The sequence below is a fragment of the Pseudomonas sp. B23(2017) genome (assembly GCF_002113725.1).
GTDB classification, from domain to species: Bacteria; Pseudomonadota; Gammaproteobacteria; order Pseudomonadales; family Pseudomonadaceae; genus Aquipseudomonas; species Aquipseudomonas putida_Z.
This window is the reverse complement of sequence record NZ_NEJM01000004.1, coordinates 414,911-429,217: the sequence shown is the minus strand read 5'-3', so window position 1 is coordinate 429,217 and position 14,307 is coordinate 414,911. Positions and strand designations below refer to the sequence as shown.

At 63.5% G+C, this 14,307-nt stretch carries 17 protein-coding genes; 8 read left to right on the top strand and 9 right to left on the bottom strand.

The window, feature by feature from the left end:
* Positions 1-13: 13 nt before the first annotated feature.
* The 8 genes from csrA to CAG46_RS09900 all read right to left on the bottom strand — a co-directional run bounded on the left by csrA (position 14) and on the right by CAG46_RS09900 (position 5,871).
* Entirely contained in the window at positions 14-211 is a 198-nt protein-coding gene (gene csrA / locus CAG46_RS09930; RefSeq protein WP_004375914.1) for a carbon storage regulator CsrA, read from the bottom strand.
* A gap of 253 nt (positions 212-464) precedes the next feature.
* Positions 465-1,487 (bottom strand): DNA topoisomerase IB, encoded by a 1,023-nt coding sequence (locus CAG46_RS09925; RefSeq protein ID WP_085615103.1) that lies wholly within the window; start codon positions 1,485-1,487, stop codon positions 465-467.
* A gap of 57 nt (positions 1,488-1,544) precedes the next feature.
* Positions 1,545-2,636 carry a molybdenum ABC transporter ATP-binding protein gene (modC, locus tag CAG46_RS09920; protein ID WP_085615105.1) on the bottom strand — a complete coding sequence of 364 codons (1,092 nt, stop codon included), beginning with the start codon at positions 2,634-2,636 and terminating at the stop codon, positions 1,545-1,547.
* A 1-nt stretch (position 2,637) separates the two neighbouring features.
* Positions 2,638-3,318, bottom strand: coding sequence for a molybdate ABC transporter permease subunit (modB, locus tag CAG46_RS09915; RefSeq protein WP_025339672.1), 681 nt, complete (start codon positions 3,316-3,318; stop codon positions 2,638-2,640).
* Positions 3,318-4,076: a molybdate ABC transporter substrate-binding protein gene (gene modA, locus CAG46_RS09910; protein WP_085615107.1), complete on the bottom strand. Its 759-nt coding sequence runs from the start codon at positions 4,074-4,076 to the stop codon at positions 3,318-3,320. The genes modB and modA overlap by 1 nt, the downstream gene beginning before the upstream one ends.
* Before the next feature lie 182 nt (positions 4,077-4,258).
* Positions 4,259-5,347, bottom strand: coding sequence for a nitronate monooxygenase family protein (locus tag CAG46_RS09905; protein WP_085615109.1), 1,089 nt, complete (start codon positions 5,345-5,347; stop codon positions 4,259-4,261).
* Positions 5,348-5,390: 43 nt separating this feature from the next.
* Positions 5,391-5,561 (bottom strand): hypothetical protein, encoded by a 171-nt coding sequence (locus CAG46_RS28890; RefSeq protein WP_013973186.1) that lies wholly within the window; start codon positions 5,559-5,561, stop codon positions 5,391-5,393.
* A 7-nt stretch (positions 5,562-5,568) separates the two neighbouring features.
* On the bottom strand, positions 5,569-5,871 hold the full coding sequence (locus tag CAG46_RS09900; protein WP_004375922.1) for a DUF1883 domain-containing protein: 303 nt from the start codon (positions 5,869-5,871) through the stop codon (positions 5,569-5,571).
* 160 nt (positions 5,872-6,031) lie between these two features.
* Between CAG46_RS09900 and CAG46_RS09895 the strand changes: the two genes are divergently transcribed.
* The 8 genes from CAG46_RS09895 (at position 6,032) to CAG46_RS09860 (ending at position 13,593) form a co-directional block, all read left to right on the top strand.
* Complete coding sequence (locus CAG46_RS09895) at positions 6,032-6,391, top strand: hypothetical protein (RefSeq protein ID WP_025339668.1); 360 nt, start codon at positions 6,032-6,034, stop codon at positions 6,389-6,391.
* Positions 6,392-6,468: 77 nt separating this feature from the next.
* Positions 6,469-7,119, top strand: a complete 651-nt coding sequence (locus CAG46_RS09890; protein ID WP_085615111.1) for a cytochrome c — start codon at positions 6,469-6,471, stop codon at positions 7,117-7,119.
* Positions 7,116-8,030 carry a c-type cytochrome gene (locus tag CAG46_RS09885; protein ID WP_085615113.1) on the top strand — a complete coding sequence of 305 codons (915 nt, stop codon included), beginning with the start codon at positions 7,116-7,118 and terminating at the stop codon, positions 8,028-8,030. Before CAG46_RS09890 ends, CAG46_RS09885 begins: the two co-directional genes overlap by 4 nt.
* A 302-nt stretch (positions 8,031-8,332) precedes the next feature.
* Entirely contained in the window at positions 8,333-9,172 is an 840-nt protein-coding gene (galU, locus tag CAG46_RS09880) for a UTP--glucose-1-phosphate uridylyltransferase GalU (protein ID WP_085590936.1), read from the top strand.
* A 188-nt stretch (positions 9,173-9,360) separates the two neighbouring features.
* A complete protein-coding gene (gene gorA / locus CAG46_RS09875) occupies positions 9,361-10,716 on the top strand; it encodes a glutathione-disulfide reductase (protein ID WP_085615117.1) in 1,356 nt (451 codons plus the stop codon).
* A gap of 267 nt (positions 10,717-10,983) precedes the next feature.
* Positions 10,984-11,547: an alkyl hydroperoxide reductase subunit C gene (gene ahpC / locus CAG46_RS09870; protein ID WP_004375926.1), complete on the top strand. Its 564-nt coding sequence runs from the start codon at positions 10,984-10,986 to the stop codon at positions 11,545-11,547.
* 125 nt (positions 11,548-11,672) lie between these two features.
* The gene (ahpF, locus tag CAG46_RS09865; RefSeq protein WP_075045611.1) at positions 11,673-13,235 is read left to right on the top strand and encodes an alkyl hydroperoxide reductase subunit F; all 1,563 of its coding nucleotides are present in this window, start codon (positions 11,673-11,675) and stop codon (positions 13,233-13,235) included.
* Positions 13,236-13,404: 169 nt separating this feature from the next.
* Complete coding sequence (locus CAG46_RS09860; protein ID WP_013973178.1) at positions 13,405-13,593, top strand: hypothetical protein; 189 nt, start codon at positions 13,405-13,407, stop codon at positions 13,591-13,593.
* A gap of 4 nt (positions 13,594-13,597) precedes the next feature.
* Here the strand turns inward: CAG46_RS09860 and CAG46_RS09855 are convergent, their stop codons facing one another.
* Complete coding sequence (locus CAG46_RS09855; protein WP_085615119.1) at positions 13,598-14,245, bottom strand: YceH family protein; 648 nt, start codon at positions 14,243-14,245, stop codon at positions 13,598-13,600.
* Positions 14,246-14,307: the final 62 nt, after the last annotated feature.

Below are 14,307 nucleotides of genomic sequence, written 5' to 3'. Positions count from 1 at the left end.
TGAGGCAGGTCGCTCAGTGCGAGTCGTCGTGCTTTTCCGGGGCCGGGCTGCCGGCCTGGATACGCTTGAAGATCTCTTCACGATGGACCTGGACGTCTTTCGGTGCATCGATACCGATCCTCACCTGCATCCCTTTGACGCCCAGAATGGTGACTTTGATGTCATCGTTGATGACGATGCTTTCGCCAACCTTGCGGGTGAGTATCAGCATGTAGTTCTCCTTGGTGATGTAAAAGTCCGTCGGGCTAGTTGCCACGGCGGCGGGAGCTTGTCCCTCTTCCTTCTCATTAAAGACGCTTTCGGCGGATAGTAATTCCCCGACAGACAAATTCTGTTGCGTGTCTTCAGTCGCAGGTGCCGAAGCAAACCGCCAGCGGTTTGTCGGCCAAGGTGCTCGGTGGCAAGAATAGGGGGCTTGGCGGCCAATGGGAAATATCTTCGCATCATGGTCTGAATAGACCGGGTTAATGGTCATCCTGTTCCTCGAGTGCCTGAAGAAATAACAGCAAGGCTACTTCTTCACGGCCCAGGCCTTTGCGTACACGGTTCTTCGGCAAGTTGGCCAGGCGCCCCAGGGCATAGTGTTCAAGTACAGCCGGGTGAATGTAGCAGCGCCTGCACACGGCCGGCGTGTTGCCCAGGCGTGATGCTACCTGGCGGACGATGGCGGCGACCTGGCGCTTGGCTTCGCTCTCGGGTTCCCAGGCCAAGGGCCTGAGCAGGTCCAGGGCCAGGCTGCTACCGGCCCAGGTGCGGTAGTCCTTGGCGGTGAAGTCGGCGCCGGTCAGCTGCTGCAGAAACTGGTTGACCTCGCTGGAGCCGACACTGTGGCGCTGGCCGTCGTCGTCCAGGTACTGGAACAGCGCTTGCCCGGGCAGCTCCATGCAGCGCTTGAGCAGGTTGGCCAGGCGCCGATCGTTGAGGCTGACGTTATGCTCGACGCCACGCTTGCCACGGAACTGGAAGCGGATGCTGCTGCCCTTCACCTCGACATGGCGGTTGCGCAGGGTGGTCAGTCCATAGGACTGGTTTTCACGCAGGTAGCGCTGGTTGCCGATGCGGATCAGGGTGTGGTCCAGCAGGCTGACCACCAGCGCCATCACCTTTTCCCGGTCCAGGCCTGGCCGGGCAAGGTGGGCGTGCAGTTGTGCACGCAGTTTCGGCAGGGCCTGGGCAAACGCCAGCATGCGCGCGTACTTGTGCTGATCGCGTACTTCGCGCCACTGCGCATGGTAGCGGTATTGCTTGCGGCCACGGGCATCGCGACCTGTCGCCTGCAGGTGGCCTTGCGGGTCGGCGCAGATCCACACCTCGGTATAGGCCGGGGGGATTACCAGTGCAGCGATGCGGGCGAGGGTATCGCTGTCGCGCACCCGCTGGCCGTCGGCATCCAGGTAGATGAAGTGGCCCCGCCAGCGCCGCCGGGTCAGGCCCGGCTGGCTGTCGTCGACGTAGTGCAGGGTGCGCGGCAGGGGGCAGTCAAGCATGGCTGGCAGGCCTCGATCAGGTCACTGATCAATGGACACCAGCCACGGGGCCGATGCTCAGCCCAGCAACGCCACCGACTTGATCTGGGCGAACAGCACCTGGCCTGGGTGCAGGCCGAGCTGGTCTGCCGAGAAGCGGGTGATGCGCGCGAGCAAGGCGTTGCCGCCGGCATCCAGGCTGACCAGCACATGGGCCGGGTTGGCGGCCGGGCGGCTTTCGCGCACGCGCACCGGCAGGCGGTTGAGAATGCTCGACGTACTGTCGGCTGGCAGGGCCAGGCTGACGTCACGGGCCTGCACCTTGACCCGCAAGGTGCTGCCCATCGCCTGGGCCGGGTGGGCGATGCGCAACAGTGGCCCATCGTTGCCGGGCAGGCGCAGTTCGAGCAGGTCGTAGTGCGGGTCGTGCCCCACCACCAGGCCCTCGAACACCACGCCGGCATCCTCGCCCTCGGCCAGCGACAGGTCGAGACGGGCCAGGGTTTCGCCGATCGGGCCGCTGGCCACTGCCTGGCCTTGCTCCAGCAACACCAGGTGGTCGGCCAGCCGCGCCACTTCCTCCTGGGCATGGCTGACATACACCAGCGGGATGTCCAGTTCGTCGTGCAGGCGTTCCAGGTAGGGCAGGATTTCGCGCTTGCGCGGCCCGTCGAGGGCAGCCAGCGGCTCGTCCATCAACAGCAGGCGCGGGCTGCTGAGCAGGGCGCGGGCAATGCCCACCCGCTGTGCCTCGCCACCGGACAAGGTTGCCGGCCGGCGTGCCAGCAAGTGGCCGATGCCCAGCAACTGGCAGGCCTGGTCGAGGCTGACCTTGCGCTCGGCAGCGGCCACCCGGCGCCAGCCGAACTCCAGGTTGCCGCGTACCGACAGGTGCGGGAACAGGCTGGCCTCCTGGAACACGTAACCCACCGGGCGCAGGTGTGGTGCCTGGAAGTAGCCACGGGCGCTGTCTTCCCAGACTTCGCCGTTGACCTCGATGTAGGCGCTGGCGGCCCGTTCCAGCCCGGCCAGGCAACGCAGGCAGCTGGTCTTGCCAGAACCGGAGTGGCCGAACAGCGCGCTGATGCCGCGCCCGGGCAGGTGCAGGTCGACGTCCAGGGTGAAGTCGTCGCGCGCCAGTTTCAGGCGCGCCACAATCGATGCGCTCATATCAGCTCCAGCCAGCCTTGCCGCGGCGCCCAGCGTACAGCAGGAGCAGCACCAGGAACGAGAACACCAGCATGGCACCTGCCAGCCAGTGTGCTTGCGAATAGGCCATGGCCTCGACATGGTCGAAGATCTGCACCGAGACCACGCGTGTCTTGTCGGGGATATTGCCGCCAATCATCAACACCACGCCGAACTCGCCCACGGTGTGGGCGAAACCGAGGATGCTGGCGGTGATGAAGCCCGGGCGGGCCAACGGCAGCACCACGTGGACGAAGGTGTCCCAGGGGCTGGCGCGCAGTGTGGCAGCCACTTCCAGAGGGCGCTGGCCAATGGCGCCGAAGGCGTTCTGCAGCGGCTGGACCACGAACGGCATGGAATAGATCACCGAGCCGATCACCAGGCCGGTGAAACTGAACACCACGCTGCCCAGGCCCAGCGCCTGGGTCGCCTGGCCCAACCAGCCATGCGGGCCGAGGGCAATCAGCAGGTAGAAGCCGATCACCGTGGGTGGCAGCACCAGCGGCAAGGCCACTACCGCGCCCACCGGCCCGCGCAGCCACGAGCGCGTGCGCGCCAGCCACCAGGCGATGGGCGTGCCGACGATCAGCAGGATCAGGGTGGTCAGGCTGGCCAGTTTCACGGTCAGCCAGATGGCACCCAGGTCACTGGCGTCCAGTGGCATCAGATTTCATAACCGTAGGATTTGATCACAGCCGCGGCTTTCGGGCCTTTCAGGTAATCGACCAGGGCCTTGGCGGCGGGGTTGTCCTTGCCTTTTTCGAGGATTACCGCGTCCTGGCGGATGGGCTCGTGCAGGGAGGAGGGAACGATCCAGGCCGAACCGCTTTCGACCTTGCCGTCCTTGTAGATTTGCGACAGGGCGACAAAGCCCAGCTCGGCGTTGCCGGTGGAGACGAACTGGAACGCCTGGGTGATGTTCTGACCTTCGACCAGCTTGGGCTTGGTGGCTTCGGTCAGCTTCAGCTTGCCCAGCACCTGGGTGGCGGCCAGGCCGTAGGGAGCGGTTTTCGGGTTGGCGATGGACAGGTGCTTGAACTGGTTCTTCTTCAGCACTTCGCCGTTGGCGTCGACATAGCCGGGCGTGGCCGACCACAGGGCCAGGGTGCCGATGGCGTAGGTGAAGCGCGAGCCCGGGACAATGGCCTTTTCCTGCTCGAGCTTGGCCGGGGTGCTGTCGTCGGCAGCCAGGAATACCTCGAACGGCGCCCCGTTCTTGATTTGTGTGTAGAACTGGCCGGTGGCGCCATAGGCGGCGACCAGCTTGTGGCCGGTGTCTTTTTCGAAGTCCTTGGCAATGGCCTGGATGGGGGCTGTGAAGTTCGCTGCGACCGCGACCTGGACTTCATCGGCCCAGGCAGTGTTGAAGGCGAGCAGGCTGGCCAGGGCGGTGGCAGCCAGGTGGGACGGGCGGATACGCATGAAGACAGTTCCTTGGGGGTTATCGTTATAGCCTGAACTATATAGCGATAGGCCGCGGGCCGGGAAGGGGCAAGGTAATGCGTAAGCAGGCCAGGCCCTTTCGCGGGTAAACCCGCTCCCACAGGGGCCCCCCAATATTCGAATTGTGGGAGCGGGTTCACCCGCGAAGAGGCCAGACCTGCTTATGCAGAAGCCTGGCGGCCGACCACGGCCAGCGCCTTTTCGGCAATCTCCCGGGTCAGCTCGCCCGCCGGCATATGCCTGCCCAGCCGCAGCGCTTGCCCCGACCACAGGTTGCTGAAATCGGTATTGCCCTGCGGATCCGTAATCGCCCGCAAAGGCATCAGCGCTCCGCCGGCCAGTGGGAAGCGTGGCGCAAGGTCGCTCATCGGCCCCAGCTCACGCATGATGCGGTTGTTGATGCCGCGCGCCGGTCGGCCGGTGAACAGGTTGGTCAGCGCTGTGTCGCTGGCGGGCGCGCTGTCCAGGGCCTGGCGATGCGCCGGCGAGACCTTGGCTTCGGGGCAGAACAGGTACGCTGTTCCGATCTGCACTGCCGAAGCACCCAAGGCCAGTGCCGCCAACAGGCCGCGGTGGTCAGCAATGCCGCCGGCGGCAATCACCGGCACGCTGACCACATCGGCTACCTGTGGCACCAGGGCGAAGGTGCCGATCTGGCTGGTGATATCGTCGCTGAGGAACATGCCGCGATGGCCGCCCGCTTCATAGCCCATGGCAATGATCGCATCACAGCCGTGGTGTTCCAGCCACACGGCTTCCTCTACGGTGGTGGCGCTGGACAGCACCTTGGCACCGCTGGCCTTTACCCGTTGCAGCAGGTCGGCCTGGGGCAGGCCGAAGTGGAAACTCACCACCTCCGGGCGCAGTTGCTCGACCAGCTGGCAGCTCTGTTCGTCGAAAGGCGCGCGGTTGGACACCGGCGTGGGCGCCGCGAAGTCTGCGCCCACTTCGCTGTAATAGGGCTCGAGCGCCTGCTTCCAGCGTGCATCGCGCTCGGCATCGGGCGCTGGCGGCTGGTGGCAGAAGAAGTTCAGGTTCAACGGGCGGCCCGGGCAGCCGGCGCGGAAGGCGGCGATCTCGGCGCGCACCTGGTCCCCCGTGAGCATGGCGCAGGGCAGGGCGCCCAAACCGCCCGCCAGGCCCACGGCAATGGCCATGCCCGAGCCCGTCGCACCGGCCATGGGGGCCTGCAGAATGGGCACCTCGATGCCCAGCAGGTCGAGGATGCGGCGGTCGGGCCAGTGGCTCATGCGGTTCTCCTTGCGCGGGCGAGCGGTACGGCGGGGCGGGTGTTTACAAGGCTTTGCTGACCTGGATGTCGCTGATCTTCTCGGCGTCTTCGCCGTGAATCTTGCGCAGGGCTTCCAGGGCTTGTTCGAGGGAGGCGTCGGGCATCAGTGCGAAGTCCCAGCGGCGCTGGCCGTCGAGCTTGTACTTGATGACGTACTTGGTGGTCTGGGTCATGGTGGCCTTATCTGAGTTTCGACGATGAACGACGGACGATCTTGATCTTGTGGGTCAAGGTTGGCTTGCGGGTGACCGAGATCGGGCGGGTTGTCACGGTATCGATGGTGATGTTCCAGAAACCGGTGCTGGGCACGGTGATCTTCGCCGGGAACTTGTCGAAATGGCCACCGTGGTAGGTGTGACGGCCGCCGTTCTTGAAGCTGCGGAAGTTGGCGTCATTCATCAGGCGGATATTGCAGCGCTGGGAGCACTCGATGACGACGATGTCGTCCTCGTTCAGGTGCTCGCGCTGGTGTACGAATTTCATGTGATGCTCCGCAAGGATTGGTTCTGCAAAGGCGAAAGATACCACGATGTCGGGTTACACTGCCGCGCTGTTCCGCCAGGCGTAGATAAATCTGCCAAAGCAGGGAGCAAAACAGCCTGGCTGTGGTCGAAGCGGATTCTTGAAGGCAGAGGTGCTGCAAATGAAGTGGATGGTGGCGGCGTTGGCGGTGACGCTGGGTGGCTGTGTGAGTGTTACGGAACTGGAACAGTCGCGTGAAACGCTGGATGTGATCTCCGGCAAGTCCCCGCGCGCGTATGCCGATTGCGTCAAGCAGAAGCTGGCCGATACCCGCGACCCGCTGGTGGAAGAGCAGCGCGGCGATGGCCTGCGGCTGATCGTGCCGCAGAAGATCAGCTCGGGCGTAGGCCCGGCGGCGCTGGTGGATATCGACAAGCGTGGCAGCGGCAGCAGCATCAAGCTGCACGAGCGGCTGAACAACTTCCCGCTGCGCCTGGGCGACGTGCGCACCGCAGCCACCCAATGCATCTCCGGTAGTTGATCCAGGGCAACTGATCACGCTCCTTTTGCTTATATGTTTTAGGCCTAAGCATATAACAATAGAAAAGGAGATTCGTGATGACACCGTTGAGTCGCGTCGTGATCGGCAGCCTGCTGATCCTGGCCTGGCCCGCGGCGCATGCCGCCGATGGCCAGAAAGTCTTCACCCAAGGTGGGGCCAACCCTGCCGCCCTGGCTTGCCTGGGTTGCCATGGGCCGGATGGCAAGGGCATTGCCGCTGTCGGCTTCCCGCGCCTGGCCGGGCTGCCTGCCGCTTACCTGGGCAAGCAATTGCGTAACTGGCGCGATGGCAGCCGCAAGCAGCCAGTGATGGAGCCGCTTGCCAAGGCCCTGACCGAAGATGAGATCGAGGCGGTCAGCACCTACCTGGCCAGCCTGCCGGCTGCGCCCACAGGCGACCTGCGTCGCCAGCAGATCGCCGATGACCCCACCACCCGCATGGCCCTGTACGGTGACTGGAGCCGGCAGATTCCTGGCTGCGTGCAATGCCACGGCCCGGGCGGTGGCGGGGTTGGCGAGCATTTCCCGCCTTTGGCCGGCCAGCCCGCCAGTTACCTTGTGGCGCAACTCAATGCCTGGCGCGATGGCAGCCGCAGCAATGACCCCAACCAGCTGATGGTCGGTGTAGCCAAGGCCATGACCGAAGACGAGATCAAGGCTGTCGCCGAATTCTTCGCCCGCCCCGCCGGCCAGGAGGTCACGCCATGAAACCGATGATTCCAGCTCTGTTGCTGCTGGCCATGGGCAGCGCCCAGGCCGCCCAGATCGCCATGGAAGACCAGTCGCAGTTGAAAGTGCCTGGCGTGCAGGCCGCGCCGCAGTTCGTGCCGCCAGCGGAAAGCGAGTTGCCTGCCAATGCCTTTGGCAAGATGGTGCGCGAGGGGCATGCCTTGTTCGTCGACACCCGCAGGTTGATGCCTGAAGCCGTGGGCAATGGCATGAACTGCAGCAACTGCCACCTTGACCAGGGGCGGCTGGCGCATTCCGCGCCGATGTGGGGGGCGTACCCGATGTACCCCGCGTACCGCAAGAAAAACGACAAGGTCAACACCTACGCCGAGCGTATCCAGGGCTGTTTCCAGTTCAGCATGAACGGCAAGCCGCCTGCGGCCGACAGCCCGCAGATGACGGCGCTGGCGGTGTATTCGTACTGGCTGTCGACCAAGGCGCCGACTGGCGTGGAGATCGCCGGGCGAGGTTACCCGGAGGTGCCGCAACCCAAGGGCGGTTACGACTTCAAGCGCGGCCAGCAGGTTTATCGCGAGCAGTGTGCGATCTGCCACGGCGACAACGGCGAGGGGCAGAAGGTGGCGGGCGAGTATGTGATGCCGCCGCTGTGGGGCAAGGACTCCTACAACTGGGGCGCCGGCATGCACCGCATCAACACCGCGGCGTCGTTCATCAAGTACAACATGCCGCTGGGCAAGCCGGGCAGCCTGAGTGACCAGCAGGCCTGGGATGTGGCGGCCTGGGTCAACCGCCATGAACGGCCGCAGGACCCGCGGCTGGTGGAAGGCTCCATCGAGAAGACGCGGGTAAAGTTCCATGCCAATGACGGGGTGAACCTGTATGGGCAGAAGGTCGATGGGGTGTTGATCGGGCAGGGCACGGGTAGCTGATGTATTGCCTGTGCCGGCCTCTTCGCGGGTAAACCCGCTCCCACAGGTACTGCACAGCATTCAGAGCCTGTGGTGATCCTTGTGGGAGCGGGTTTACCCGCGAAGAGGCCAGTACAGGCAACCCCGATTTCCTGTCATCCAACGGTCATGGATGACAGCAATATTTACGATCCCCCGGAACTATCTACACTGGGTTATCTCTATCTTCCCATCGATCGGCCACAGGTAGGGCATTGTAAGGTGACTGCCGCCTGATTAGACTGCGCCGAATTCCACAGGCCTAGCCTTTTGTAAGGACGTATATGATCAAAAAATGCTTGTTCCCGGCAGCCGGTTACGGCACCCGCTTCCTGCCCGCTACCAAAGCCATGCCCAAGGAAATGCTGCCGGTGGTCAACAAGCCACTGATCCAGTATGGCGTTGAAGAGGCACTGGATGCCGGTCTGAGCGAGATCTCCATCGTCACCGGGCGCGGCAAGCGTGCTCTGGAAGACCACTTCGACATCAGCTACGAGCTGGAAAACCAGATCAAGGGCACCGACAAGGAAAAATACCTGGTTGGTATCCGTCGCCTGCTCGACGAGTGCTCGTTCTCCTACACCCGCCAGACCGAAATGAAAGGCCTGGGCCATGCCATCCTGACCGGCCGCCCGCTGATCGGCGACGAGCCGTTCGCAGTGGTGCTGGCGGACGACCTGTGCGTGAACCCGGAAGGTGACGGCGTACTGACCCAGATGGTCAAGCTGTACAACCAGTTCCGTTGCTCGATCGTCGCCATTCAGGAAGTCGATCCGCAGGAAACCAACAAGTACGGCGTGATCGCCGGCGACATGATCCGTGACGACATTTTCCGCGTCACCAACATGGTCGAGAAGCCAAAGCCGGAAGATGCCCCGTCGAACCTGGCGATCATCGGTCGCTACATCCTGACCCCGGACATCTTCGACATCATCGCCAACACCGAGCCGGGCAAAGGTGGCGAGATCCAGATCACCGACGCCCTGATGCAACAGGCGCAGAATGGCTGCGTGATCGCCTACAAGTTCAAAGGCAAGCGTTTCGACTGCGGTGGCGCCGAGGGCTACATCGACGCGACCAACTTCTGCTTCGAGAACTACTACAAGACTGGCAAGGCTTACTGATAAGCCGCTACTTGTATCAAAGCTGATAACTGGGGCTGCTTTGCAGCCCTTCGCGGGCGCGCCCGCTCCTACAGGTATTGTGCAGACCTTCAAGGTTGCGCCGGTACTGTGGGAGCGGGCGGGCCTGCGAAGGGTCGCAAAGCGGCCCCAGTGCGTTATGCTGGGCGCCTGCCTAGGAGAGTGAATACATGGCCTACGATTTTGATCTGTTCGTGATTGGTGCCGGGTCCGGCGGTGTGCGCGCGGCGCGGTTTGCCGCCGGCTTCGGCGCAAAGGTGGCAGTGGCCGAGAGCCGCTACCTGGGCGGTACCTGCGTCAACGTGGGTTGCGTGCCGAAAAAACTGCTGGTGTACGGCGCACATGTCGCCGACGAACTGGAGCAGGCCGCAGGCTTCGGCTGGACCCTGGAAGAAGGGCATTTCGACTGGGGTACCCTGATTGCCAACAAGAACCGGGAAATCGAGCGCCTCAACGGCATCTACCGCAACCTGCTGGTCAACAGCGGGGTCACCCTGCTGCAGGGGCATGCGCGCCTGACCGGTGCCAACGAAGTGGAAGTGGACGGCCAGCGCTACACCGCCGAGCACATCCTCATCGCCACCGGTGGCTGGCCACAGGTGCCGGACATTCCGGGCAAGGAACTGGCCATCACCTCCAACGAAGCCTTCTACCTCAAGGACCTGCCACGCCGGGTGCTGGTGGTGGGCGGTGGCTACATCGCCGTCGAGTTCGCCGGCATCTTCCAGGGCCTGGGGGCGGCTACCACGCTGCTGTACCGTGGCGACCTGTTCCTGCGTGGTTTCGACGGTTCGGTGCGCACGCACCTGAAGGAAGAACTGGAAAAGCGCGGCCTCGACCTGCAGTTCAACGCCGACATCCAGCGCATCGACAAGCTCGAGGACGGCAGCCTCAAGGCCACCCTCAAGGATGGCCGCGAATTGGTCACCGATTGCGTGTTCTATGCCACCGGCCGGCGCCCGATGCTGGACAACCTGGGCCTGGAAAACACCGGTGTCGAGCTGGATGCACGCGGTTACATTCGGGTTGACCAGCAGTACCAGACCACCGCGCCGTCGATCCTGGCCATTGGCGACGTGATTGGCCGCGTGCAATTGACTCCAGTGGCTCTGGCCGAGGGCATGGCCGTGGCCCGGCACCTGTTCAAGCCCGAGCAATACCGCCCTGTGGACTACCAGAACATACCCACCGCGGTATTCAGCCAGCCGCCCATCGGCACCGTGGGCCTGACCGAGGAGCAGGCGCTGGAGGCCGGGCACAAGGTGCAGGTATTCGAGAGCCGCTTCCGTGCGATGAAACTGACCCTGACCGACATCCAGGAAAAGACCCTGATGAAGCTGGTGGTCGATGCCGAGACCGACAAGGTGCTGGGCTGCCACATGGTTGGCCCCGACGCCGGCGAGATCATCCAGGGCCTGGGCGTTGCCCTGAAGGCCGGTGCGACCAAGCAGCAGTTCGACGAAACCATTGGCGTGCACCCGACCGCGGCCGAAGAGTTCGTGACCATGCGCACGGTCACTCGCTGATGCCACTGGCCTCATCGCCGGCAAGCCAGCTCCCACAGGGATTGCACCAGTGCAGAGACCTGCGCAGTACCTGTGGCAGCTGGCTTGCCGGCGATGGGCCCTTGAATGCCCCGCAATCCTTTGCTCAGCCCATTCCCTTCTATTAATTATCCTCGGTTATAGCCAAAACCAATCACAAGCATGAGCTTTGCCAATGAGCCTTTGTCGGGACCAGCGGTTAGGATTCTCTCCATCAACTGATTCCAACCCCATGAAGGAGCGTCTCTCATGCCAATCATCAACAGCCAGGTCAAACCGTTCAACGCCACCGCCTACCACAAGGGCGAGTTCGTCCAGGTCAGCGAAGCCGACCTGAAAGGCAAGTGGTCTGTCGTGTTCTTCTACCCGGCCGACTTCACCTTCGTTTGCCCGACCGAGCTGGGTGACCTTGCTGACAACTACGCCGAGTTCCAGAAGCTGGGCGTGGAAATCTACGGCGTGTCCACCGACACCCACTTCACCCACAAAGCCTGGCACGACACTTCGGACACCATCGGCAAGATCCAGTACCCGCTGATCGGTGACCCGACCCACGTCATCTCGCGCAACTTCGACGTGCTGATCGAAGAAGCCGGCCTGGCCGATCGCGGTACCTTCGTGATCAACCCGGAAGGCCAGATCAAGATCGTCGAACTGAACGACGGTGGTGTAGGCCGCGATGCTGCCGAACTGCTGCGCAAGGTTAAGGCTGCCCAGTACGTTGCCGCTCACCCAGGCGAAGTTTGCCCGGCCAAGTGGAAAGAAGGCGAAGCCACCCTGGCTCCATCGCTGGACCTGGTCGGCAAGATCTAAGCCGATGCGCATGTCGCGGGCGGTAGCCAGCCGCCAAAGCTGAAGTACCTACCGCCCCGTAAAAGCGCCCGGGCGACCTCGCCTGGGCGTTTTTGTATCCGAGTTTTGAAAAAGGAATCGCCCGTATGTTGGACGCCACGCTTAAATCGCAACTGAAAACCTACCTGGAGCGGGTCACCCAGCCGATCGAGATCGTTGCCTCCCTCGACGACGGCGCGAAATCCCGCGAATTGCACGACCTGCTGGTGGAAATTGCCAGCCTGTCGAACCTTATTACCTTCAGCGCGGACGGCAGCGATGCCCGTCGTCCATCGTTCTCGCTGAACCGCCCGGGAGCCGACATAAGCCTGCGCTTCGCCGGCATCCCCATGGGCCACGAATTCACCTCGCTGGTGCTGGCACTGCTGCAAGTCGGTGGCCACCCGTCCAAGGCCAGTGCCGAAGTGATCGAGCAGATTCAGGCGCTGGAAGGCGAGTTTACCTTCGAAACCTACTTCTCGCTGTCGTGCCAGAACTGCCCGGACGTGGTCCAGGCGCTGAACCTGATGGCGGTGCTCAACCCCAACGTGCGCCACGTGGCCATCGACGGCGCGTTGTTCCAGGCGGAAGTGGAATCGCGCAAGATCATGGCGGTGCCGAGCATCTACCTGAACGGCGAAGTGTTCGGCCAGGGCCGCATGGGCCTGGAAGAAATCCTCGGCAAGATCGACACCAACGCAGCCGGCCGCCAGGCCGAGAAGATCAACGCCAAGGACGCCTTCGACGTGCTGGTGGTCGGTGGTGGCCCAGCCGGCGCTTCGGCAGCCATCTATGCCGCGCGTAAAGGCATCCGCACCGGTATTGCGGCCGAGCGTTTCGGCGGCCAGGTGCTCGATACCCTGGCCATCGAGAACTTCATCTCGGTACAGGAAACCGAAGGGCCGAAGCTGGCCACGGCGCTGGAAGAACACGTCAAGCAGTACGACGTGGACATCATGAACCTGCAGCGCGGTGAAGCGCTGATCCCGGCCACCGATGGCGGCCTGCACGAAGTACGCCTGGCTGGCGGCGCCTCGCTCAAGGCCAAGACCGTGATCCTGGCAACCGGTGCCCGCTGGCGTGAAATGAACGTGCCGGGCGAGCAGGAATACCGCGCCCGTGGCGTGGCCTACTGCCCGCACTGCGACGGCCCGCTGTTCAAGGGCAAGCGCGTGGCGGTGATCGGTGGTGGCAACTCGGGTGTGGAAGCGGCCATCGACCTGGCGGGTATCGTCGCCCAGGTAACGTTGATCGAGTTCGACAGCCAGCTGCGTGCCGATGCGGTACTGCAGCGCAAGTTGCACAGCCTGCCGAACGTGAAGGTGATCACCAGTGCGCTGACCACCGAAGTGCTGGGCAATGGCGAAAAGGTGACCGGCCTGCGCTACAAGGACCGCACCACCGACCAGCAGCATGAAGTGGCGCTGGAAGGCATCTTCGTGCAGATCGGCCTGCTGCCGAACACCGACTGGCTGAAAGGCACCGTCGAGCTGTCGCCGCGTGGCGAGATCATCGTCGATGCCAAGGGCCAGACCAGCATCCCGGGTGTGTTTGCGGCGGGTGACGTGACGACTGTGCCGTACAAGCAGATCGTGATTGCGGTGGGTGAGGGGGCCAAGGCATCGCTGGCGGCCTTTGACCACCTGATCCGCACTTCGGCACCGGCGTAAGCCTGTACCGGCCTCTTCGCGGCTAAAGCCGCTCCCACAGGTACTGCGCAGATTTTGCAAACTGTGCAGATCCCTGTAGGAGCGGCTTTAGCCGCGAAGAGGCCGGTACAAGCAAAGCAATAACCGAGGATGTCTATGATTACTGCAGACACCCTCAGGAATCACACCCATGACCCTGATCAGCCGCGAACCCTGGTGGCTAGTCCCCCCAAAACCCGGGCAGCAAGAGCAGGACCTGCACTGGGGCTACCTGGAAATCTACGCCGACGGCCGCACCGTGTTCGTCGACCAGCGCCCCAGTGACCGGGAGCTGGCCGAGCGCAAGAGCTGCCGCAACTTCCCCGACCCCGAGCCGTGACGGCTCAGCCTTCCAGTTCGGCCAGGCGTGCCTCCAGCGCCGCGATGCGCGCTTCGAGGGCTTCGATGCGCTCTTCCGACACATTGCCAGCGCTGCTGCGTGCCCCGCCTTCCTGCTGCCGTGCAGCCAGGATCGCCTCGATTTCCGCCGGGTCGCCCAAGGCATGGGTGTAACGGTCTTCGCGCTGGCCGGCCTGGCGTGGCAGGTGCAAGGCCAGGCCGCGCGAGATCAGGCGCTCCAGCTGGTGCTGGATCTGCTCGGTGTCGTCGAAGTCGTGCAGGCGGTTGCTGCGGGTCAGCAGTTCGTTGAGGGTTTGCGGCCCGCGCAGGAACATCAGGCCCATCAGCACCAGTTGCGCCGGCACCAGCTCCAGCGCCTTGTCCACCCGTTGTTCCCAGCGGTCGGCGCGGCTGCCCATCTGCAGGCGGGTCATGTCTTGCCCTTCGAGGGCACGCAGGGCCTGGCCGACCTGGCCTTGGGTGAGGTTCATCACCGGCTCGCGGCTGGTCTTCTGGTTGCAGGCCAGGACCAGGGCGTTGAGGGTCAGCGGATAGCTTTCCGGGCTGGTGGCCTGCTTCTCGATCAGCGAGCCGAGAATACGGATCTCGATGCTGTTGAAGCGGCCTTCGCCGGCGGTTTCGTGTTCTGACATGGCCCTGTCTCATTGCTGGGGAAAGGCCACTAGGGTAGGTAATGCCATCGTGTTAGGCAATT